The sequence below is a fragment of the Sphingomonas sp. SL1004 genome (assembly GCF_057815015.1).
In genome coordinates, this window is sequence record NZ_JBYMUX010000001.1 from 2108474 (window position 1) to 2130774 (window position 22301).

The following is a 22301-nucleotide window of genomic DNA, read 5'->3' on the forward strand; positions in this document are numbered from 1 at the left end:
GGGGGAGGATCGTGAGGTTCGAACTTACAACCCGATCTGCAGGCTCGCGCGCAGCGACAGCGCCACGCGGCCCTGCTGTTGCTCGCCACCGAACTCGCCGCCCAGCCGGAACGCCGAACTGCCGCCGACCGCGCGCAGCTTCCCGACCCAGCCGCTCGTCCGCTCCTCCGGCGTCAGCGTGAACGACTGCCCACCCTCGAACGCCGCCGTCGTCGCACCCAGGCCACCGCCGACCAGCTCGCGCCGACCACCTTCGGCCTCGACCCGGAACCAGCCTTCGTCCGGGCTCGTGCCCCCGAAGTTCAGCCCCAGCGCGGTGCTCGCGGTTACTGCCAGTTCGTCGCTGCTCCGCGAGCGGACGACAAGGTCGATCGCCTTGCCACCGCCAGTCTCGCTGTAGCCGTCCTCCTTCAGCTTGTAATAATCGATCGCAAGCACCGGGCGGAACACGAAGATGCCCTTGCCGCCGTCCCACGAGACACCACCCGACGCCGAGTACAGCGTCCCGTTCCAGTCGCCCTTTGACGTTCGATCGACCTTTTCGGTGCCGATTGCGCCGTTGAACTGGCGCGTGCCGTCGAATGCGATCTTGGCGCCAGACACGCGGGCGTTCGCTTGCAGATCGCCCCAATGCCCGCGCCAATATCCGGCCAGCTCATACTGGTTCGACCGGACCTCGTTGCTGGTGCCGTCATCCGCATCCTGGCCGTTCAGATACGCCAGCGACGTGCCGAAATTGCCCACGCCGGTCTTGTACTCGGCGCCTGCCGAGACACCCCAGCCGCTGATGTCGTAGCCCGCGGTATCGGCGATGCTCTTCGACGTGCCCCAGGCGACCTGCGTCACCCAATACCCCCATTTGCCCTCGTCCTTGAACGGCCCGTGCGGGTCGGCAAGCACGCGGGCAGCGGCGCGCGAGCCCATCGTCACCGCCTCGAACGTACCGCCCGCATGGTCGGGCAGCATCTGGCGAACCGAGCCGCGGAACGCGTCGCCATCGGTGATGTTCAGGAACGCGCCGCCGACCTTCGCGTCGTTGCCAAGCGCCTTGTAGACCGCATCATAGGCCGACGCCTGCGAACGGTTGAAGCCGAGCTCGGTCGACGTCTTGCGCAGGATGTCGACGGTCAGGTCGTTGCCCGTCCCGGTCGCGATGCTGCCCTTGTAGAGGAACGGCAGCGCGGTCGTCGTCGCGGTCAGGTTCGCGGCGCCGGTCAACGTGCCCGCACGCAGGACGACGTAACGCCCCTCCGCATCGGTGACGCTGGTGAGCTTCAGTGCCAGCTTGGAATCCTTGTCGAACGACGCCGTGCCCGCGACCTGGATCATCGTGCCGGTGCCGCCAGTCTTGTCGAGCGTCACCGCGAGCACACCGCCTCCGCCGACCGACAGCGACGCGATCGACGCCGCCTTGGTGATGTCGAGCGTGCCGCCATTGACCGCGACCGCGAGGCCGCCGGCGTTGGCAAGCGTGCCGACGAACCGCGACGTACCGCCGAGCGTCAGCGTATCGCTGCCGCCACCAAAGTCCGCCGCGCCGTTGAATACCGACGTCCCCGCTAGCGTAAGCGCGTCGTTGCCCGCACCGAACACTGCGCCGCCGGTAAACGCAGCATCGCCCGACAAGGCCAGCCGGTTGTTCCCGTTCCCGAACCGGGCAGTCCCGGCGACAGTACCGTCCGCGACGTCGAACAGGTCATTGCCGCTGCCGAAGCGCACGTCGCCGACGATCGCGGGTGCCGCGATGCCGGTCGCGACCGCGGTCTGGCGAACGATCGTGCCGGTGGTGTTCGCCGACAGGTCGATCGCGACGTTTCGCTCGGAGGTGGCAAGCGCGCCCGATGCGCCGATCCCGCCGCTGTTCTCGACCAGCGTGACAGTGCCCGAGCGATCGAGGATGGCGATCGCAGTGCCGTCGGCGGCCTGCGCTGCCGCCTTGATCGTGCCGCTGTTGCGGATCGTCGCGACCGATGCGCCGGTATCGACCAGCACTGCGGTCGACCGCGACGCCGTCGTGCCACCACCCGCCGCGGAGATCGTCCCGGCATTGCGGATCTCAGGGGTCGAGGCGCCGCTACCGATCTTAAGCGCGGTCGCGCTCGCACCGTTCGCGGTGGCCGCCACGGTGCCGTTGATGCCGATCCCGCCGGCGATCGTCACCGCGCCGCCCAGGCCACCGATCGCCAGGCCGTTACCCTCGACACCGCCGTACACGCCGCTGCCTGCGATACCTCCGTCGACGATCAGACCGAAGCCGGTCCCCGTCCCGGCCACTGCGCCGATCGCGACTGCACGCGTGGCCGATCCGATCTGCACCGCGGGCGCTGCGCCGTAGGAGGTGATTACGGCCGAGCCTTCGGTGGCGTCGGGCAGGCCGTCCTTGTCCTCATCGGTATCGGTCGTGCTCGCATCCTTCGGGGGTATCGCGAAGATGATCCCGCCCGAGACATTGCCCGCGACGACCAGCGCCGATCCGCCCTGCAACAGATCGTCCGCATCGAGCTTCGAAGGATCGGCGGGTGCCGTCACGTAGCGATAGCCGGTCGAGCCGAGCGCGCCCTGCACCACCAGCGCGCCAGCGATGTCGCCCTCGACGCGCGCGGCGACCGCGCCCTGCCCGATCGCCGCGATCGTCCCCGCGAGCCGGACGTTGCCGGTCACGTCGGCGATCCGCACGCCGGTCGAGCGATCGCCGGTGACCGATGTCTGCCCGTCATGCGTGAATGCACCCGTCAGCGGTCCGCCCAGCCAGATGCCCGCGGAATTGTTGCCCTTCACCGTGATCGCGCCGCTGTTGACGATCGCGCCGGTGTACGCGCCGGCGGTGCGGATCCCGGTGCGTCCGGCGCCCGCCGCGAACGGCCCGTCGAGATCGCCGTCCTTGTCGGTGTCGGTCGCGACATAGCTTTCGTCGATGATGATCTTGCCGGCCGCCGCGTTGGTGATGCCGCCGCCGGTGCCGGCGTTGGCGAGGATGCCGGTCGCGCCGTCGGCGTTGGTGATCTGGATCGTGCCTTCGTTGGCGACCGAATTGACGCTGTCGACGGTCACCGCGGTGCCGCTGGTCGGCGTGACCGACCCTGCCGCGACGATCTTGAGGTTGTCGGGTGCGCCCGCCTTGATCGTCGAGGTCCGCACTGCATCGGTCCGCTTGGTGTCGATCACGGTCTGCGCCTGGGCGCCCGTCGTCACGGCAAACAGGCAGGTGGTGGTCAGCAGGAGACGACGCATACGGAACCCTTTTCGATGTGTTTTCGAAAAGAGGACGGAGACGCCTGGCGCGAACCTTGAACGGCGTCGCATTATCCCGCGGCACAACCGCAGCAGCAGCGCGTTGTCGGGCGGATATCTTCAGGGAAACACGATCATGATCACCACTATCGCCGAACTCGACCGCATCCGCGACGACAGCAAGCGCCTCGTCACGACGCGCTCGATGATGTCGGCGGGGGCGGCGGTCGTGCCGATTCCCGGCGCGGATATCGTCGCCGACATCGGCCTGCTCACCAAGCTGCTGCCCGAGATCAGCAAGCGCTTCGGCCTCGATCACGAGCAGGTGAAGACGATGGAGCCGCAGCTCGCACAGCAGGCGCTCGTGATGGCGTCGAGCCTCGGCAACACGATGATCGGCCGGATGGTGACCAAGCGCATCGTCGCCGCGCTCCTCCGCCGCGTCGGCGCTCGCGTGGCAGTCGGATCGATGGCGAAGTTCATCCCGTTCGCGGGCTCCGCGGTGGCCGCGACGATCAGCTTCGGCGCGATGAAGCTGGTCGGAAACTCACACGTCGAGGATTGCTACAAGACCGCGCTGGCACTGTTGCCGGCGGACCAGCGCGCGCTGGCGAAGGCCTGACCTGTGATCCTCCCCCGCCAGGGGGAGGTGGCTGGCCCTTGCCAGGCGGAGGGGGAGGCGAGCGAGACGCCCGTTGCGTCTCCGCCCCCCCGTCTCGTCAAAACGCGGCGTCCAGCCCGATCCGCACCGTCCGCGGTCGCTGTGGCGTGATCTGTCCGCTGCCGACCTGAAACGGCGTCCCCAGCGCGAACCGGTTGCCGACGCTGTCCGTCAAATTCGTCACGCCGAGCGTCACCCCCAACGCAGGCCGTCCGACCCTCGCGGTCAGCGCCGTATCGAAATAATCCCCCTGCTCCTCGCCGAGCACCGGCCCGACCCCGAGCCGCGATCGCCCGACATAGCGCGCCCATCCATACACCCGCAGTTCCAGGTCGCGACCGACATCCCGCCGGTAATCCGCCCCCAGTCGCCCGGCATAGCGCGCGATATTGGGCACCTGGCTCATCCGCGCGAGCGCCACGAACAGCGCCGCGCTGGGTTCGGTCACGCGGCTGTCGTTATAGGTGAACCCCGCATCCAGCGTCAGCCCGGCCACCGGCTTCCACCCGCCGGTCGCGCCGAACGTCCAGATCCGCCCGTCGCCGATATTGGCGGTACTCGGCAGCCCGGTCGCGTCGATGAAGTCCGCCTGGATATCCTGCCAGATCGTGTGCGACACGCTCGCCGTCAGATACGCCCGGTCGACGCCCGCCAGTCCGACGCGCACGCCGCTCTCCAGCGTCCGCACCCGGTCATTCTCGAACCGCCGCACGAAGTCGCTCTCGATCGCCAATCCGCCCGGTCGAAACCCCTGCTGGTAACGCCCATATAACGACACCTTCGGCAGCACCGTCGCGATCAGCGAGGCGGACGGCAGCACGCTCGTCTCGATCCGGTCCGCGGTCACGCGCGCACGGGCGAGCGCGACTGCCTCCAGCCGGGCCGGCGCGACGTCTTCGCCGGTCCCCGCCAGCGATGCCCGCGTGACGCGCGCGCCGGCGGTCGCGATCAGGCCGCGTACCAGTTGCACGCTCCCCTCGCCGTACAGCGTCGCCTCGTCGATGCTGTTGGTGACGCCGGTCACCGGGGTCGGCGCATCGACCGGGCCGAGCGAGCGCGACAACCTCGTACGATTGTGCGTAAAGCTGCCGCCGACCACCCAGCCGAAGCCGTTCCGCATCGGCCGCCACACCCGCGTCTCGTTCGCGATCAGCATCGTCGCGTTACGCTGCGCAAACACTCGCGGACTGCCTGCCAGTGTCGGCATGGGATCGCTCGATGCAGGCCAATCCGCGCCCGGCAGCGTCGCGTCCCCGGTCGGCAAGGTCGCGTCATAGCGTTCGGTCAGCGTCTGGCCGACGATCCCGGTCGACGACCTGACCTTCAGCCCGCCGATCGCGCCCGACACGACCACCTGCCCCATCGCATAGTCCGCCGAGAAGCCCTGCACGATCGCGCTCGACCGGGTCAGCGGGGCCGCGTCGCGATCGGCATATTGGCTGTCGTCGCCCTTGGTCCATTGGCCGATTCCACCGAGATCGACGGTCCAGCCATTTCCCGCATCGAGCCGCAGCGTTGCCCGACCGCCGCCGATCCGCGTCCGGTTCACGTCACGCCGGCCGAGCACCGGATTGTCGATATACCCGCCCTCGCTCACCCCGTAGCCGACTACCCGCAGCGCCACGCGCTCGCCCAGCGGCACGTTCAGCGTCGCGCCCAGATCGGCGCCCGGATCGCCGTGCCACGTCGCCGACAGCCCACCCGCGATCGATGCCGACACCGCGCCCATCTCCGGCGCGTTGGGCACGGTACGGATGATGCCGCCGAGCGACCCCGCGCCGTACAGAGTCCCCTGCGGCCCTTCGAGCACCTCGACCGAGGCGATATCGTACATCCGCAGATCGGGATCGGGCGCGTTGTAGCTCAGCCGGAGGTCGCCGAAATACTGGCCGACGGTGGTCTGGGTCGGTCCGGTGAAGCTGGAATCGGCGATGCCGCGGATGAATAGCTTGTTGCGCCCCGCGCCGAGATGCGTCGACGACACGCTTGCCAGCCGCGCGAGGATCGCGTCGGTCCCGCCCGCGCCGCCGAGCGCGAGATCGACCCCATCGAGCAAGGCCACCTGCCCCGCGAAATCGCGCAACCGGACGTCGCGCTTGCTGCCGGTCACGACGATGTCGGCCCCCTGCACCGCCGGTACCGGCACCGCGACCGGAACGGCTTCAGGCCGCTTCACCCGAACCGCGACACGCGGGGTGCGAGCCATGAGCCGCCACCCGAACGGCCCGGCCGCGACGACATCGGCATTCGCCGCGACCGCCAGTCGGTCGAGCGCCGCTCTCGCGGTCATCCGCCCGCGCACCGCCGGCACGCGCCGCGCCCATAGCACCGGATCGCCGACGACGATGCTCGTCCCCGACTGCCGCCCGAGCGCCAGCACCGCATCGCCGAGCCGCCCCGCGGGCAGGTCGACCGCCGGCGTTCTGGTGGTTGGAGAGCCCGCCAGGGCAGGAGCGGCGGCGACCAGCGCCACGACGATCAGGCATGCCCGCATCGTCACGAGCGCGTGGACATCACCCAGTGGCCGCCACGCTTGCGGATCGCCACGCCCAGCAGCGGTGCGGCCAGGCTGGGGTCGCCGGCCAGCTTGGCGGTCGCGATGCTGCCGCTGAACGCACGCTTCGCCACGGTCGGATCGGCGCGCAGGTCGACGCCCAGCGCGCGCGACAGATCGTCCGCCACCTCCGCCAGAGTCGCGCCTTCATAGGCCAGCACGCTGTCGCGCCACGATCCGACGCTGGCAACGTCGACCGCGGTCACGCTCGCCTTGCCGTCGCGTACCAGCAGACCCTGCCCCTTCACGAGCCGGATGGCATCGCTGCCGGGGTTGTAGTCGACCGCGCCCTCCGACACCGCGACGCGCGTTTCGCCCCGCGCGTGCTTCACGTCGAACGCGGTACCGACATCGACCAGCCGTGCGCCGCCGACGTTCACCTCGAACGGATCGCGGTCGTCGTGCCGGACCACGAACATCGCCTCGCCCCGCTCCAGCGTCGCGACCCGCGGGTCGTCGCGGTCGAGCATCAGCCGCGTTGCGCCGCCCATCGCGATGCTGCTGCCATCGGCGAGGCGAACCGTCCGCATCGCCCCTGCCGCCGTTTCGACCGCATAAGGATGCGCGCCCGTATCGATCGCCTCATACCCGACGAAAAGCGCCAGCGACGCCGCGATCGCACCGCCAGCCCAGACCGGCCAGCGCCGCTTCGGCATCGCGACGACGACCGGTGCGGCGACGTCGACAGGCACGGACGCCGTCATCTCTTCGATATCCGCCGACATCGCATGGTAGGCCGCCGCGTGACGCGGGTCCGCCTCCAGCCACGCCTGGAACGCCGGCCAGTCGTCGAACGCATCGCTGCCGGTCCGGACGACCCAGTCCAGCGCGCGCGCCTCCATATCGTCATGCTCCGCCATCATGGCCTCCTATAGCCGAAGACGGAGGCGAACGCGTACGCCCTTGAATATCCGGGCTTGAATATTCAGGCCTCATCATGACGCCGCTTCGCATCGATCATCGCGCGATACGCCTTCCGCAGGTCGCTCTCGACGGTGCTGAGGCTGACGCCGAACTCCGCCGCGACCGCACGCTGCTCGACCCCGTCGATCCGGTGGCGCCGGAATATCCGCGCGGCGCGGTCGCCGACCGACTGCAACGCAGCCTCGGCCAGCACCGCCTGTTGGCGCGCGATCACGACCCGCTCGGCAGAGGGCTCCTCGGACCGATCGAGCGACGCTCCGCCGGTCGCCTCTGTCCACGCGCGATCGCGCTTCTCCGCCTGCCGCACTGCCCGGTGCCGATCGAGCATCAGATTGTTCGCCATCCGGTACAGATACGACAGCGGGGCTGCGATCGGCCCGGTCGGCGCGGTCTGGATCCGCACCCACAGTTCCTGCAGCAGATCTTCCGCATCGCGCGCGCCGAGCGAGCGGAGAAACCGCAGCAGCGTGTCGCGGTTCGCGAGAAAGACGGCCTCAAGGCCCGAGGAGTCCATGTTCCGCCCGTGTCGATAGGCCGCCGATCGGCGCGCAACGGCGCCGTGTTCCCCGCGGGACCTACAGCGGTTGGTCGGCGCACACAATCGAGCTGGCGATCGAACCGCGCTGCTCAGCCATGGACGAACTCGCGCAGACCGGCGCGCGCTACGCGTTCGACCTTGCGGGATCGGCGCGGCCTCAACTGATAGTCCGGGTGATCGCTCTGCACGTTGGCGAGATGGGCATCCATCACCTGCCGCATCGCCTGCGCGGCGTCGGCCATGCCGGGGCCGGGCGTGCCATCGCCATTGGGCGACGCACCGTTGCAGGGCGGATCGAGCAGCGCGACGATCGCGCGCTCCATCGCCCGCAGGTGCGGATCGAGCGCCGCCTTGTCCATCCCCGCCAGTCGCCCGTGCAGCGACGGCCGCAGGAACACGAACCCGAACCGCTCCAGCATCGCCGCGTCGAGCACCGCGAAATCGTCCCAATGCCGGTCCGCGAACCGGAACTTGGCATACTGCGTCTGCAGGGCGCCGGCGGTCTTCGCGATCCGCGCCCGATCCGCATCGAGCAACAGCGCACCCAGCGGCGTTGCGGTCTCGTCCGCGATCCGGTCGAGCGCCTTCTCGCCGATCGTGACGTTATGGCCGCGAAAGGTCATCCCGGCGACGTGCTTGGTCCAACGCTCCTTGGCGACGTTGCCATTGGTCGGCCGGTCGTTGCCGGCAAACGTCCCGACATAGAAAAGCCGGCGGTCCCAGAAGCACGCATAGATGCCGGGCCCGCTATGACCGTCCGCCGCGATAACCCGCTGCCCGGCTTCGGTCGGCCGGTAATCGATCCGTACGTCCGCCAGCGCGTGCGTCCCGGGCGCCTTGGTACGTCGCAGGCCGAACAACGCGTCGCCGGTGATCGAAATTGCGGGCAGGACCATCGGGCTGATCGGCTGGCCTTCGATATTATGATAATAATTCATCGTGGTAAGGCCGACATCGCAGTCCCCGGATACGCGGTTGGGGGTCGTCGGTAGGCGTCCGCACGCGCCCCCGTCATTCCGGGTAAAACCCGCGGCCGTTTCGGTTTTATCCCCCGCCGGTCCGCTTTCGAAGCGCGTCCGGGTATTTCCCTAGTTCTGCCGCGCGCACTTCCGGGTATCGAGCGTCGTCATGGCCACCGCCCCCTTCCCCGCAGCGATCGAGGACGCACCCCGGTCGCGTGCCCGCCCGAGCTGGGTGCCGCGCGACCGCGAATGGCTGTTGCTCGCCGGCTACGGCCTCGTCTTCTTCGCGTTGCACCGGCTGGCGATCCTGTGGGGCGGGGTCGGCTATTATTCGCTCTGGTTCCCCGCGGCGGGCGTCCGTCTCGCCTTGTTCTGGCGGTTCGGCGCGCGCTTTGCCCCTGCGACCGCGCTGACCGAGATCATCGTCCAGTGCCTCACCGGGATCGTCGTCTTCAGCCACCCGGACTGGCCGCGCGAGATGTTCGGCATCGCCAGCCCGGTGATCGCGTACGGCGTCGCCGTAGCGATCGTCCGCCGGGTCTCCGATGGCGCCAGGGGCAGCCTCGCCACCGCACCGATGCCGCTCGGCCTCGCCTCCGTGCTCGCGCCGCTCACCGCGGTCACGTTCGCGCTGCCCTGGTCGATCATCCGGCCCGACATCACCAACGTCGCCAACATACGCGACGTGATCGCCTCGCTGACCGGATTCGCGGTCGGTGACATGCTGGGCGTGCTGCTAGTCGCGCCGCCATTGCTATGGCTCGCCGACCTGTCGCGCGGCAAGGCGGCGATGCCGGCGATGGCGCCGTCGCGCGGGCACATCGCCGAAGCGGTCGTCGTGCTCGGCCTGTCGCTGGGATTGGTGGCGACGCTCGCGACCATCGGCCTCGGCCTGCCGGCGACGCCGGTGCTGCTCGCGATCGCCTGGATCGGGCTGCGGTTCGGGCGCGCCGCCGCCTGGGCCGCGATCGTCGTCACCGCGATCCTCGTCCTGCCCGAGACCACCGGGGCGATGCCCGTCGACCAGCGGCTCGCGCTGCACATGAGCCTCGCCGCGGTCACCGTCGTCGGCTATCTCGCGGGCAGTTTCGCCGATGCCGAGGCCCGCGCGCTCGCCGCGGTCGCCCGGCGCGACCGGATGCTGTTCCAGGCCGAGCGCCTGAAGACGCTGCGCGCGATGTCGGTCGCGGTGATCCACGAGATCAGCCAGCCGCTCTCGACGCTGGCGATCGAGGCGCGCCACCTGGTCGAGATCAGCGCCGGTGCCGACCCCGAGATCGCCGAGACCGCCGTGCTCATCGAACGCAAGACCACGACGCTGTCGGCGCTGGTCCGCAGGCTCAGGCGGTTCGGCGGGCGCGCGGTCGACGAGCCGTCTCTGCTGCCGGTCGCGACCCTGCTCGACACCGTCCAGGCGCTGGTCCGGCCCGAGGCGAGCGTCGCCGGGGTCACGATCCGGATCGCGCCGATCGATCCCGAATGGACCGTGCTGGCGCAGGAGATCGAGATCGCGCAGGCCTTGGTCAACCTGGTCCGCAACGCGGTGCAGGCGTGCGACGACGGCGTGGTCGAGATCGCCGTCACCCGCCGCGGAGACGGCGTCGCGATCGCGGTCGTCAACCACTGCACCGATCACCCGCTGGTCCATGAAGGCATGGGCGTCGGCTCGCTCGTCGCCAAGGCCATCGTCGAGGCGCACGGCGGCACGCTCACCCGTGCCGATCGCGGCCCGGCGCGGATCGCTCATATCGTCACCCTGCCGCTCGCCGGAGATAGCGCATGATGTCCGCCAGTTTGCCTCGTGGGTCCGTATCGGGGCCGCAGCCGGAGCCGCAGCCGCAGACCGTGTACGTCGTCGACGACGATGCCGATCTCGGCGCCAGCGTAGCGCGGTTGCTCACCCGGCACGGCCATGCCGCCCGCGCGTTCGTCGCGCCGACCGATCTGCTGCGCGACTATCCGGCCGGGCCCGCCGCCTGCATCATCTCCGACGTGATGATGGGCGACATGGACGGCTTCTCGTTCGCCGACGCGTTGCGGGTGATGGATCCGACCGTAGCGCTGGTGTTCATGACCGCGTGGCCGACCACCGCCAACGCGGTCGACAGCGTGCGCCGCTATGGCGGGCTCGATTATCTCGAAAAGCCGATCGACGAGGATCGCCTGCTCAATGCCGTCGCCGAAGGGATCGCCTGGTCGAACAGCCGGCGGATCCTCGCCAGCCGCACCGCATCGCTGACCACGCGCGAACGCGAGGTGTTCGACATGCTCGTATGCGGCCACAGCAACAAGGCGATCGCCGGCCATCTCGGGCTCAGCGTCAAGACGATCGAAAATCATCGTGCCGCGGTCGTCACCAAGACCGGCACCAACGGCCTCGCACAGTTGATCGCCCTGGTATCGTGACGGCGTTTTCCGTGACGTCCGGCGACAGTTTTCGGCGTAATGACAATGGTGTACGACGAACGTACGTGACGTCGCCGCCTACCTCTCCCATCGCACCGGATCGCGCGCTGCCGGTCGCGGCGATCCTCGCGCTGTCGCTCGCGCATCTGCTGGCGATGGCCGACCGGTCGGTATTCTCGGCGATCGCGCCGCTGCTCGCGCAGCGCTACGGCTTCACCAATACGCAGCTCGGCATCCTGCTCGGGCCTGCGCTCGCAGTGACCTACGGGATCGCCGCGATCGGCTTCGGCACGCTCACCGATCGATCGATGCCGCGCACGCTGGTCGCGGCCGGGCTCGCGATCATGGTCGCCGCATCGGCGATCATGGCGTTTGCCGACGGCTATGCGATGCTGCTGGCCGGGCGTATCCTGTTGGGCCTGGGCCAGGCGGCGCTGATCCCGGCCGCGATGGTCCTGGTCGTGCGGACGCCCTACGGCGTCGCGCGACCGCAGGTGCTCGCCACCTTTACCGGCGCTTCCGCGCTCGGCCGCAGCGGCGGACTGATCCTGGCGGGACTGGTGCTCGGCGCCGCGGCGTCGTTCGGGATCGCACCCGAAGGCGCAGGCTGGCGCATCCTCCTGCTGCTCACCGCGGTGCCCGCAATCGCGCTGCTGGTCGCCTGCCTGCGGATGTTGCCCGTCGGCGCCAGCACGATCGGGAGCACGATCGGCGTCACGCCGTCCGCCATGCCCCCGACCGCGACCCGTGACCTGATCGTAAAGCTCGCGCCGCAGTTCGCGGTCGCGATCGGCCCGATCCTGATCGGCCAGAGCCTCGCCGCCTGGGTGCCCGTGCTGCTGATCCGCCAGCATCATTTCGCGGTTCCCGCGGCCGCGACGTTCTTCGGCGTCATCCTGCTGGTGATGGGCACCGGCGCGCAGTATCTCGGCGGGGTCATGACCGCCCGCGTGCACTGGTTCGCGCGGCGCCCGATCCTCGCCAACGCGCTGTGCCTGCTGCTCGCCCAGCCGTTCCTGATGCTCGCCACCCGCTCGAACGCGGCATGGGCGATCGGCACCGGGCTCGCGGGCGTGACCCTGCTCGGCGGGCTCGCCGCGTTCGTCACGCTCTACGCGGTCCAGGCGCTTTCGCCGCCGGCGCGACGCGGCGCGGTCACCGGGCTGTTCCTCTCGCTCGTCACATTGGTCGGCGCAGGCAGCGGCCCGTTGCTGACCGGCGTGCTCAGCGACACCGCCCGGCTGTCGCGCACCGCGAACAACCTCGGCCTGGCACTCGAACTGATCGGCGGCGGTGCCGCCGCGATCAGCCTCGCCACCGCCGCCGTCGTCGCCGCGTTCGCCCGGGCCGGTCGCCGATGACCGCACCCGAACCCGATATCTCGACCGCCGCGCTGCTCCAGTTCGACAGCACGATGCTGCCGCCTGCCGAGCGTTTCGCCGCCTACCGCGATCTCTACAACGGCGGCACCGATGCGGACCAGATCGGCCCCGCCTTCCACGCCCGCGTCGATGCCTGGTCGCTCGACCGCGTGACGCTGTTCGAGCGCCATCTGAACGATGTCGGCCATAGCCGTTCGCGCGAGCGGGCGACCGGCGACGCGTTCGATCATTTCATCCTGACCTTCGTCGTCTCGGGCGACGTGCAGGTCGATACCGGCAGGGGCTTCGTCACGATCCCCGCGGGCGGCGGCGTCGTGGTCGACGCGCGCCAGTCGATGCGCAACCGCCTGCGCAACGCGCACATCTACAGCATCCGGATCGCGCGCGATCAGTTCAACGCGGTGATCGGCCCGTCGCGCAAGCTCCACGGCATGACGATGTCGGTCGATCGCACCACGCTGTTGATCGACTATCTCCAGGCGATGACGCGGCGGATCGGGTCGCTCGACATGGCCTCGGCCGGCCACGCGGTCGATGCGCTGTTCGCGCTGATCATGGGCGCGCTCGAGCCGATCACCAGCACCGTCGACCTTCCCGCCGTGGTTCGCGACGCCGCGCGGTTCTCCCGCGTCCGGGCGCTGATCGACGCGCATATCGCCGATCCCGATCTCGGCCCCGACATGATCGTCGAGCGCGCCGATCTGTCGCGCGCCACGCTGTACCGGCTGTTCAAGCCGCATGGCGGGATCACCGCGCATATCCGCCTGCGCCGCCTGCAACTGCTGCTGATGGCGATAGTCGACGAACTCGACACGCGCAGCTTCGCCGACCTGGCGATCGCCTGGGGTTTCCGCAGCGAGGCGCATGCCAGCCGCCTGTTTCAACAGCGTTACGGGGTCCGTCCCGGCCAGTATCGCAGCGCCTGGGCCGCGCAGGCCGATCCGGTCCTGCCGCTCCGCGAAATGCGCCTGCTCGATGCCACTATCGGCTGACCCAACCACCGCAACGTAGATCCGGATCTTACAAAACGTCTCAAAATTGAGCCGCACGGACATTTCGCTTTTGTAAGAACTCGATCACCTCCTGCCCTCGCGGAGCGACGCCGATCCCGTCGGTACGCATCCGATTTCTGGAGCCGATAATGCTGACTTCCCTGCTGCGTGCGCTCGATCCGACGATACTGGCGCAAGCCCCCGCCCCGGTCGGCGACACGCCCCTGACAGGGATTGCCGCGCGGTCGTCGAGCGATCCCGTACTGCGCCGCGAACCCGCCGTCCCCGCCGCACCGACCGAAACCAGTCGCCTGCCCGGCGATGCGCGGATCCTGCTGATCCCCACGCGCTCGGGGGTTGCCGCACAGATCCGCAACCGTCGCTACGACCGGCTTCCCGAGGTCGCGATCGTCGGTCCGTCGAGCCAGCCGGTGACGCTCAGGATCGACGGCGTCGTCCCGGTCGAGATCCCACTCAACGCGCTGGACTGGGCCCGCCTGACCACCGTTCCCGCAGCAATGGTCGTCGACCGGATCGTCCCCGCCGCCGACCTCGGGCTCCGGCTCGATGGTCTGGGCACAGACGACACAGGCGACATCGCCGCGACCGCCGTCGCACGGCTGGCGGACGCGATCACGCGCCGTCCGGCCAATGGCGCCGACCTGACCGACGAGCCTGTCATCCGCGCGCTGATCGCGCTGATCGACGAGGGCACCGTGTTCGACGCGGCGACCGCCGCCGACCGGATCGGCACCACGCCGCATCTGCTCCGTCGCGTCGCGCTGCGCTGGTTCGGGTTTCCGCCCAAGACCTTGCTGATGCGCCGCCGCTTCCTGGCCGCGCTCGAACAGTTCCGCGTATCGGAGATGGACTTCGCCTCGGTCGCACCGCTCGGCTATTACGACGCCTCGCATTTCCTGCGCGACGCGAACCGCTTCCTCGGCACCACGCCACGTCGCTATCTCCGCCGCGTCGGCGCCACCGCCCACCGCGAATAGCCCTGGCCCACAGCGCATTAACTATACCTAGTCACCACCCGTAAACCGACCTGCATCAAGTCTTGGCACGACGACGGAGACGAGCATGACCGACAAGCCCGCCCATACGACCCGAGACGATACGACCGCCAGCACACAGGCCTGGATCGAGCAGGTCGCCTATCACCGCGAGCGTGCCGTTCAGGAAAAGGCGCTCGCCGGCCGTTCGCGGTCCGCGGCAGGCCGGTCGGCGCATCTGGCGCTCAGCGAGCATCACGAGCAACTCGCCGCATCGGCCGCGCTGGTCGTCGGCATGGCCGATCCGGAATCGCCGCAGAGTTCGTCGCTGCAGCATACCGGCTGGCTGATGCGCGAAAGCTACGGCGAGCCGCTGTAACGCAGCACGCGACCGACGTTATTCGGCGTCGATCGTGCCGAGGTTGATGCCGTCGTACAGCGCCAGCAGCGCGGTCACTTCGGCGACGACGGTTTCCTGCTCCTCGCGCCACCGCGCGGTCGCGTCGTGGCGCGGCGTACCGCCCTGCCCGTCGTGCAGCGTAAACCCCTGATCGATCAACCATATCGCATCGGACGCACGCGCGCGCTGCCGACGCAGGTGATAGACCCATTGCTCGATGATTCCCGACGGAACCAGTCTATCCAGATCGCCCATCGCCACGCGGTAGGCCAAGCATACGGGCAATGCCAGAGTCCGATCCCGGCAAAATACGATCCCGCCGCAAAGATCGCCGCGATTAACCCTGATCCGAAATCCGGCCGCAACATCGTGGGCCCAGCACGGGTCATGGATATCATGCCGCACCCCGCCATACTCGAACGCCGGATGGACGATCAGTCGGTGCTCGCACGCCAGGCACCAAGCTCGGTCATCGCCCGCATGCATGAGGATCTCGCCAGGCTGTACCGCGAACAGCTGATCGCGGTGCTAAAGATCTGACGGCACGCGCACGACGACGGTATGCGGCGACGGTATGCGGCGACGGTATGCGGCGACGGTATGCGGCGACGGTATGCGGCGACGATATCGGATGGGCCGGCGCCACCGATCCGCGTAATGGTGGCGCATGACGTTACCCGAAGCCACACGCGCCGCGCTCTGGATCGGCACCTATGCTGGAGGCGGCGGCGCCGGATTGTACCCGCTTCACCGCAACCCCGACGGCTGGACGATCGGCGCGCCGCACGACCTTGCCGCCAACGCGTCGTTCGGCACCTATGCGCCGCGGTTCGGGCTGCAGTATCTGGTTGACGAACAGAATGGCGCGCTCGGCGTCCACCGTTTCGATGGCGCGGGCTGGACCCGACTGGCGCACGTCCCGACCGGTGGCCAGGACCCGTGCCACGTCGCCCTCGACCACAGCCAATCCCACATCGCGGTCGCCAATTATGCGAGCGGCAGCATCGCGCTCTACCGCCTGGATGCCGCGACCGGCCTGCCGATCGCGCCGCCCGCGGTGCACGCCAATACGGGATCCGGGCCCGACGTCGATCGCCAGCAATCGCCGCACGCGCATTGGGTCGGGTTCAGCCTCGACGATCGTTGGCTCTACGCGACCGATCTGGGCACCGACCAGATCCTCGCCTTCGCGGTCGATACGGATACCGGCACGCTCAGCCCGCCGGCGACCGCGTTCGACGCGCCCGCCGGATCCGGCCCGCGCCATCTGCTGATCCACGCCCGTCACCCGCGCACGGCGTATCTCGCCTGCGAGCTTTCGAACGCGCTGATCGTACTGGATGAGAATAACGGCATTTTCAGCAGCCGGACCACGCTGTCGACGCTCCCTGCCGACTGGAGCGGCCATTCGATCGTCGCGCATATCGCCGCCAATGCGACCGGCGACCGGCTCTACGTCTCGAACCGCGGCCATGACAGCATCGCGGTGTTCGCACTGGATGCCGACGGCAATCCTACGCTGGTGCAGCACGCCCCCAGCGGAGGCGCCTCGCCGCGCTTTTTCCTCCTGCTGGAGGACGAGCATCGCCTGATCGTCGCGCATGAACGCGATCACCGGGTTACTGCGCTGGCGATCCTCGCCGACGGCAGGCTCGGGCCCCCCGATCGGTCGATCGCGGTTCCCGGCGCGGCGTTCGTGCTCGCCGGGAACCTCTAGTCGCTGCTCAGCTGACCCGAGCGATCAGCAGCGTCAATTCGTCGCGGACCGGATCCAGCTCGATCCGGCTCGGCTTTACGACCCGGCGCTTGACCGGATACGACGCGCGCACCGCGTCGCACAGGTCCTTGAACGGTACGCGGATGCACGCACCCTCGTCGCATACCAGGCGTGCCCTGTTCGCGACGCTGCCGCAGGACGGTTCGCCCGCCCAGGCCGGCGCAGCGCCGAACACCAGGCATACGGCGGCAATCCGCAAAACGGTGGTTTTGATAGTCATGTGTCTGGCCCCCCACAGGCATTTCGTATTTGGTGAAGCCACCCGGTAGGGCCGGAGTGGTTTCGATAGTGTTTCAATCCGGGATGGTTTTGGCACAGTCGTAAGGAACTGACAGCTGTCGGGGCTCAATCGGCGGCGATCGGTCCTTGCGGCGGCTCGGGGCGGCGTGTGAACCAGACCAGCACGATCAAGGCGAGGCACAGCCATGCCGACAGCCGGAACAGGTCGGTCGACGCCAGCAGATACGCCTGCCCGACCATCTGCCGGGTGATCGCCGCCGCGGCCTGGACGTCGGTCAGCCCCATCCGCGTCAGCGCCTCGCGTGCCATCTGGTACGGCGACCCTGTGCCCACCGCCTCCGACAACCGGCTCTGGTGCAGCGTCTCGCGCCGATCCCATGCGGTGGTGATCAGCGATGCGGCAAAGCTGCCCGCGGTGATGCGGACGAAGTTCGAAATGCCGGTCGCGGACGGCAGCCGCTCGGCCGGGATGCGGTCGAACGAGATCGTCAGCATCGACAGGAAGAAGCTGCTCATCGCGATACCCTGCACCAGCATCGGCAGCATCAGGTCATAGAAGCTCGCATAGGTCGTATAGCCCGAGCGCAAATAATAGGAATATCCGAATGCCGCAAACGCGATGCTGGCAAGGATGCGCGCGTCGAACTTGCCTGCGAGCTTGGCCATGAACGGCGTCAGGATCACCGCGACCGCGCCGCTCGGCGCTGCGACCAGTCCGGCCCAGGTCGCGGTATAGCCCATCTGCGTCTGCAACCAGAGCGGCAGCAGCAGCGTGTTGGCGAAGAACACCGCGTAGCCGAGGCAGAACGCGGTCGTCCCGATCGCGAAATTGCGGTTCTTGAACAGCGAAAGGTTCACCGCCGGATTGGCGTCGGTCAGCTCCCAGATCAGCCAGCCGACAAACCCGATCGCCGCGATCACGGTGGCGATGACGATCCGGTCGGCCGCGAACCAGTCGTCGTTCTTGCCGAGATCGAGCACGATCTGCAGCGCGCCGACCCACACCACCAGCAGGATCAGCCCGACCTGGTCGATCGGCAGTTTCCGCGTCGGCGTGTCGCGCTTGCCCAGCTTCTTCCAGCAGACGAACGCGGTGAACACGCCGAACGGCACGTTGATCAGGAAAATCCAGCTCCAGTGATAATTGTCTGAGATATAGCCGCCCAGGATCGGCCCCATGATCGGCGCGACCAGCGTGGTCATCGACCAGATCGCCAGCGCGGTGCCGCGCTTATGCGCCGGGAAGATCGCGATCAGCAGCGCCTGGCTGCCCGGGATCATCGGCCCGGAAACGGCACCCTGGAGGACACGAAACCCGATCAGCGACGGCAGGTCCCACGCGATCCCGCACAGGAACGACGCGATCGTGAACAGGAACACGGACACGCAGAACGTCCGCACCACCCCGAACCGGCCCATCAGCCAGCCGGTCAGCGGCACCGCGACCCCGTTCGCGACCGCAAACGCGGTCACGATCCAGGTCGAATTGTCGCTAGAAACGCCGAGGTTGCCGGCGATCGTCGGTAGCGACACGTTGGCGATCGTGGTGTCGAGGACCTGCATGAAGGTGCCCAGCGCGAGCGCGAACGCGGTGAGCGCAAGCGATCCTCCGACGAGGGGGGCGGGGCCGGGTCCGGAGGGCGCGGCCATCAGCGGGCGCTCCGTTGAGAGCGAAGCACCCCACCGGGGGCACCCCCCCGGCGAAGGCCGGGGCCCAATTGGCAAACGCTGCTGATGGAAGACGGCGCTCTGTTACGACCACCTCTCCAATTGGGCCCCGGCCTCCGCCGGGGTGGTGCAGTATGGATGCCGACGGAGCGCAAAAAGCTTGTTTCCCCGCGAAGGCGGGGACCCAGACTGGGCTCCCGCCTTCGCGGGAGAACAAGGAGGGGAAGACAGGTCCCGAGCAGCGACCACCGCACAAACATCACCGATTCGCCGCGATGATCTGCCGGATCTTCGTCTCGACCGCAGCATCCCCTGCCCCGGTCACCAACCCCTTGTACGACGCCACAGCAGGCCGCCCGACCATCGTCCCAGACTTGTCCGCCGTATCCACCGTCGCATTCACCGACAGCCCGACCCGCAGCGGGTTCCGCCGCAGCTCACCCTTGTCGAGCGCGATCCGGACCGGCACGCGCTGCGTGATCTTGATCCAGTTCCCGCTCGCGTTCTGCGGCGGCAGCAGCGCGAACGCGTTGCCGCTGCCCGCGCCCAGCCCGATCACATGCCCGTGATACACTAGGTCGTCGCCGTACATGTCCGCCGTCACCGTCGCCGCCTGCCCGATCCGCAGATCGCGCAACTGCGTCTCGCGGAAGTTCGCGTCGACCCACACCCGGTCGAGCGGCACCACCGCCATCAACGGCATCCCCGCCGACACCTGCTGCCCGAGCTGCACCGTCCGTTGCGCGACAACCCCATCGATCGGCGCGACGACATGCATATGGCTCCGCGTGATCGCCGCGCGCCGATAGGCCGCGATCGCCGCCATCACCGCCGGGTTGTTCGACACGGTCGTCCCCATGACGCCATTCCGGGACTGCGCCTGCTGGCTCCGCGCCAGTTGCAGCGTCGCGCTCGCCACCTTCACCTGGTCCGCCGCGTGGCTCAGTTCCTCGCCCGAGATCGCACCCTCGGCCGCAGCCCCACGACGCCGCGAAAGGTCGTTCCGCGCGCGCGCCAGTTCCGCTTCGGCCTGCACCACTGCCGCGCCGGTCTCGTTCACCTTCGAGAAGTCCGACCGTGTCGATCGCACCGCCCGCGCCAGTTCCGCCTCCGCCGACGCGACCCCGACGTCCGCCGTCGCCGCGTCGAGATCGATCAACGGCTGCCCCGCCTTCACGACCTGCGTGTTGTCGGCATGGATCGCGGTCACCTGCCCCGGATCGCGCGCGGTGATCGCGACGACGTCGCCCGCGACATACGCGTCGTCGGTCTCCTGCTCAGGGCTGGCGAGCAGGAAATGGAACACCGCCCACACGATCGCCCCGATCACGACGACGACGCCCAGGATCGAAAGCGCCCGCTTGCGCCCCTTCGGGTTGCCGGCAGCGACTGGTGGCGGCGGCGGGGTCTGCGTGTCGGTCATCGGTTCAAATCCTGCAAATCGAAACCACCGCCCAGCGCCAGCACCAGCTGGACACGCTGTTGCGCGGCATTGGCGGCGAGGTCGGCATCGGCCTGTTCGGCGGCGAGCAGCCGCACGTCGTTGTCGACGAGGTCGAGCCGGCTATCGAGCCCGCTCGACACGCGAATCGCGTTCAGTCGCCCGGTCTCGGCATAGCCGCGCACCACCTCGCGTTGCCGCGCACGGTCCGCATCCAGCGCCCCGATCCGCGCGACCGCATCCGCCGCCTCGCGCACCGCACCGACGACCCGGTCGTTATACTCGGCCGTCGCCAGATCGAGCACCGCAGTCGCGCCCGCCAGATCCGCCTTCAACCGGCCATTGTCGAAGATCGGCAGGTGGATCGCCGGCCCCGCGCCGACCGTCCCCGCATCGAGCGACACGAGATTGCCGAGCCCGATCGCCTGGAACCCCGCCAGCGCCGCCAGGTTCACGTTCGGATAAAACGCTTTCCGCGCAACCTGCCGCCCGGCGGCCGCCGCCTCGATCCGAGCCTGCGCCGCCGCAATATCGGCCCGCCGCGCCAGCAAATCCGCCGGCACCGTCCTCGGCAGCGGCAAGACCGCATCCAGTTTCAACGCAGTCGCGCCGATCGCCGCGGAATAGTCCACCCCGCGGCCCGCCAGCGCCGCCAGCGCGTTCTTCGCCAGCACCTGCCCCGCCTCGGCACGCACCAAGGCCTGTCGCGCCTGCGCCAGCAACGTCGTCGCCGCCTGCGCCTCCAGCTTGCTGCCGAGCTTGTTGCGGATCCGCACGTTCACCAGCCGCAGCGTATTCTCACGTGTAGCGATTGTCCGCCGCGCGATCCCCGCCTGCGCCTCGGCGCGTTCGAGGTCGATATACGTCTGCACCACCGCGCCCGACAGCGCCAACCGCGCCGCCGCCACATCGAGCGCCGCTGCCCGCACCGATGCCCGCGCGCCGACGATCGCCGCCTTCTGTCGCCCGAACAGATCGAGGTTCCAGCTGAGGTTCGCCGCCGCCGTGCCCACGAACCGCGTCGTCCCAGCATAGGGTGGCGGGATCGTGTACCGCCCGCTCAACCGGACAAACTGCTCCTGCGCATCCAGCGTCACGTCCGGGCCGTTATCGGCACGCCGCGTCGACAATATCGCCTGCGCCTGCGACACCCGTGAGAGCGCCGCATCGAGCGACGGATTCCCCGACACCGCATCGTTCACCAGCCGGTCGAGCTGCGGATCGCCGAACCCGCGCCACCAATCCGCGGCGATCACCGGCGCCGGATCCGCCGCGAGCCCCAGCGCGCTCGCCGAGATCGGCGCCACGACGGTTTGGGACGCGGGCACCGCGCACCCCGCCAAGGCCGCGACCGAAGCCACCAGGATTACCTGCCTCATGCCCCGCGCCCCTCGGCCGCTGCTTGTTCGAGCGTCCCTCGAAGCTTCTGCATCAGCGCGATCAGCGTATCGACCTCGGCTCGGTCCCAGTCCTTCAACGTGGCGTTCCAGAAATCGACCACCCGATCCCGACACCGCAGTGCCACCGCCTCGCCCGCCGGCGTCTGTTCGAGGTTCACCACCCTCCGATCGTCCGTCGCGCGCGACCGCGTCACCCACCCGCGCTGCTCCAGCGTATCCACCAACCGGGTCGTCGCGCCCTTGTCATGCGCCAGATCGCGCGCGAGATCGGCCGACGTATTGGCCCGCCCGATCCAGATCGATACCAATGCGGACCATTGCGTGATCGTCAGCCCCTCCTCGACGAACACCGGCTCCAGCGAAGCCTGCCCGATCTGATGAATGCGCCGCGCGAGATAGCCCAGCGAACAATCGGGTCCAAATTCGTCGGTGGTATAAATTGCCATATCACTGCCTAGGCAATCATTGCCCAGGCAGTCAATTATTCTTTGTGATAAGTAGGAGCGATCAGGCCGAGAACGACGCTATCCGCTCGTCGACACAGCCGGCACAATCATCGAGCTTGGCGCCGAGCATGTGCTCGCTCTCGTGGTCGGCGATGTCGCGCGCCTCGCCGATCAGGCGACGGATGACCTTTAGTCGCTCGATCGTCGGGTCGATGTTTCGCATGGCGTATCCCCCATCCGTCCGGGCGACTCGCTCGAACATGAAGTGGCATGCGCCCCATTGT

General features: G+C 68.7%; 21 protein-coding genes. 9 read left to right on the top strand and 12 right to left on the bottom strand.

Features of this window, described 5'->3' with window-relative positions; genetic code table 11:
* Positions 1-24: 24 nt before the first annotated feature.
* Positions 25-3231, bottom strand: a complete 3207-nt coding sequence (locus AC3D24_RS09470) for an autotransporter outer membrane beta-barrel domain-containing protein (RefSeq protein ID WP_489030097.1) — start codon at positions 3229-3231, stop codon at positions 25-27.
* 136 nt (positions 3232-3367) lie between these two features.
* On the opposite strand from AC3D24_RS09470, the gene AC3D24_RS09475 reads away from it, so the two are divergent.
* Entirely contained in the window at positions 3368-3853 is a 486-nt protein-coding gene (locus AC3D24_RS09475) for a hypothetical protein (RefSeq protein WP_489030099.1), read from the top strand.
* Positions 3854-3950: 97 nt separating this feature from the next.
* On the opposite strand, the gene AC3D24_RS09480 is transcribed toward AC3D24_RS09475, so the two are convergent.
* The 4 genes from AC3D24_RS09480 to AC3D24_RS09495 form a co-directional block, all read right to left on the bottom strand.
* Positions 3951-6386: a TonB-dependent receptor gene (locus AC3D24_RS09480; protein WP_489033117.1), complete on the bottom strand. Its 2436-nt coding sequence runs from the start codon at positions 6384-6386 to the stop codon at positions 3951-3953.
* 2 nt (positions 6387-6388) lie between these two features.
* Positions 6389-7306 (bottom strand): FecR family protein, encoded by a 918-nt coding sequence (locus AC3D24_RS09485; protein WP_489030101.1) that lies wholly within the window; start codon positions 7304-7306, stop codon positions 6389-6391.
* Positions 7307-7371: 65 nt separating this feature from the next.
* Positions 7372-7884 (bottom strand): sigma-70 family RNA polymerase sigma factor, encoded by a 513-nt coding sequence (locus tag AC3D24_RS09490; protein ID WP_489030102.1) that lies wholly within the window; start codon positions 7882-7884, stop codon positions 7372-7374.
* 113 nt (positions 7885-7997) lie between these two features.
* Positions 7998-8846 carry a hypothetical protein gene (locus tag AC3D24_RS09495; RefSeq protein WP_489030104.1) on the bottom strand — a complete coding sequence of 283 codons (849 nt, stop codon included), beginning with the start codon at positions 8844-8846 and terminating at the stop codon, positions 7998-8000.
* Positions 8847-9036: 190 nt separating this feature from the next.
* Here AC3D24_RS09495 and AC3D24_RS09500 point away from each other — a divergent pair, with 190 nt between their 5' ends.
* The 6 genes from AC3D24_RS09500 (at position 9037) to AC3D24_RS09525 (ending at position 15024) form a co-directional block, all read left to right on the top strand.
* Complete coding sequence (locus AC3D24_RS09500) at positions 9037-10653, top strand: ATP-binding protein (RefSeq protein WP_489030106.1); 1617 nt, start codon at positions 9037-9039, stop codon at positions 10651-10653.
* Positions 10653-11276: a response regulator transcription factor gene (locus AC3D24_RS09505; protein WP_489033118.1), complete on the top strand. Its 624-nt coding sequence runs from the start codon at positions 10653-10655 to the stop codon at positions 11274-11276. Before AC3D24_RS09500 ends, AC3D24_RS09505 begins: the two co-directional genes overlap by 1 nt.
* Positions 11277-11341: 65 nt before the next feature.
* Complete coding sequence (locus tag AC3D24_RS09510) at positions 11342-12637, top strand: MFS transporter (protein WP_489030108.1); 1296 nt, start codon at positions 11342-11344, stop codon at positions 12635-12637.
* Positions 12634-13650: a helix-turn-helix domain-containing protein gene (locus tag AC3D24_RS09515; RefSeq protein WP_489030110.1), complete on the top strand. Its 1017-nt coding sequence runs from the start codon at positions 12634-12636 to the stop codon at positions 13648-13650. The genes AC3D24_RS09510 and AC3D24_RS09515 overlap by 4 nt, the downstream gene beginning before the upstream one ends.
* A gap of 149 nt (positions 13651-13799) precedes the next feature.
* Complete coding sequence (locus tag AC3D24_RS09520) at positions 13800-14648, top strand: AraC family transcriptional regulator (protein WP_489030112.1); 849 nt, start codon at positions 13800-13802, stop codon at positions 14646-14648.
* 85 nt (positions 14649-14733) lie between these two features.
* A complete protein-coding gene (locus tag AC3D24_RS09525; protein WP_489030114.1) occupies positions 14734-15024 on the top strand; it encodes a hypothetical protein in 291 nt (96 codons plus the stop codon).
* Positions 15025-15042: 18 nt separating this feature from the next.
* Here AC3D24_RS09525 and AC3D24_RS09530 read toward each other — a convergent pair whose 3' ends face one another.
* On the bottom strand, positions 15043-15330 hold the full coding sequence (locus AC3D24_RS09530; protein WP_489030116.1) for a hypothetical protein: 288 nt from the start codon (positions 15328-15330) through the stop codon (positions 15043-15045).
* A gap of 102 nt (positions 15331-15432) precedes the next feature.
* Between AC3D24_RS09530 and AC3D24_RS09535 the strand changes: the two genes are divergently transcribed.
* Entirely contained in the window at positions 15433-15585 is a 153-nt protein-coding gene (locus AC3D24_RS09535; protein WP_489030118.1) for a hypothetical protein, read from the top strand.
* A gap of 127 nt (positions 15586-15712) precedes the next feature.
* Positions 15713-16762: a lactonase family protein gene (locus AC3D24_RS09540; protein WP_489030120.1), complete on the top strand. Its 1050-nt coding sequence runs from the start codon at positions 15713-15715 to the stop codon at positions 16760-16762.
* Positions 16763-16769: 7 nt separating this feature from the next.
* On the opposite strand, the gene AC3D24_RS09545 is transcribed toward AC3D24_RS09540, so the two are convergent.
* From AC3D24_RS09545 to AC3D24_RS09570, 6 genes are all read right to left on the bottom strand, one after another.
* Positions 16770-17042 carry a hypothetical protein gene (locus AC3D24_RS09545; RefSeq protein WP_489030121.1) on the bottom strand — a complete coding sequence of 91 codons (273 nt, stop codon included), beginning with the start codon at positions 17040-17042 and terminating at the stop codon, positions 16770-16772.
* Between the two features lie 125 nt (positions 17043-17167).
* Positions 17168-18712: a DHA2 family efflux MFS transporter permease subunit gene (locus AC3D24_RS09550; RefSeq protein WP_489030123.1), complete on the bottom strand. Its 1545-nt coding sequence runs from the start codon at positions 18710-18712 to the stop codon at positions 17168-17170.
* A 277-nt stretch (positions 18713-18989) separates the two neighbouring features.
* Positions 18990-20153 (bottom strand): EmrA/EmrK family multidrug efflux transporter periplasmic adaptor subunit, encoded by a 1164-nt coding sequence (locus tag AC3D24_RS09555; protein ID WP_489030125.1) that lies wholly within the window; start codon positions 20151-20153, stop codon positions 18990-18992.
* The gene (locus AC3D24_RS09560; protein ID WP_489030127.1) at positions 20150-21550 is read right to left on the bottom strand and encodes an efflux transporter outer membrane subunit; all 1401 of its coding nucleotides are present in this window, start codon (positions 21548-21550) and stop codon (positions 20150-20152) included. The genes AC3D24_RS09555 and AC3D24_RS09560 overlap by 4 nt, the downstream gene beginning before the upstream one ends.
* A complete protein-coding gene (locus AC3D24_RS09565) occupies positions 21547-22017 on the bottom strand; it encodes a MarR family winged helix-turn-helix transcriptional regulator (RefSeq protein ID WP_489030129.1) in 471 nt (156 codons plus the stop codon). Before AC3D24_RS09565 ends, AC3D24_RS09560 begins: the two co-directional genes overlap by 4 nt.
* 61 nt (positions 22018-22078) lie before the next feature.
* Positions 22079-22240 carry a hypothetical protein gene (locus tag AC3D24_RS09570; RefSeq protein WP_489030131.1) on the bottom strand — a complete coding sequence of 54 codons (162 nt, stop codon included), beginning with the start codon at positions 22238-22240 and terminating at the stop codon, positions 22079-22081.
* Positions 22241-22301: the final 61 nt, after the last annotated feature.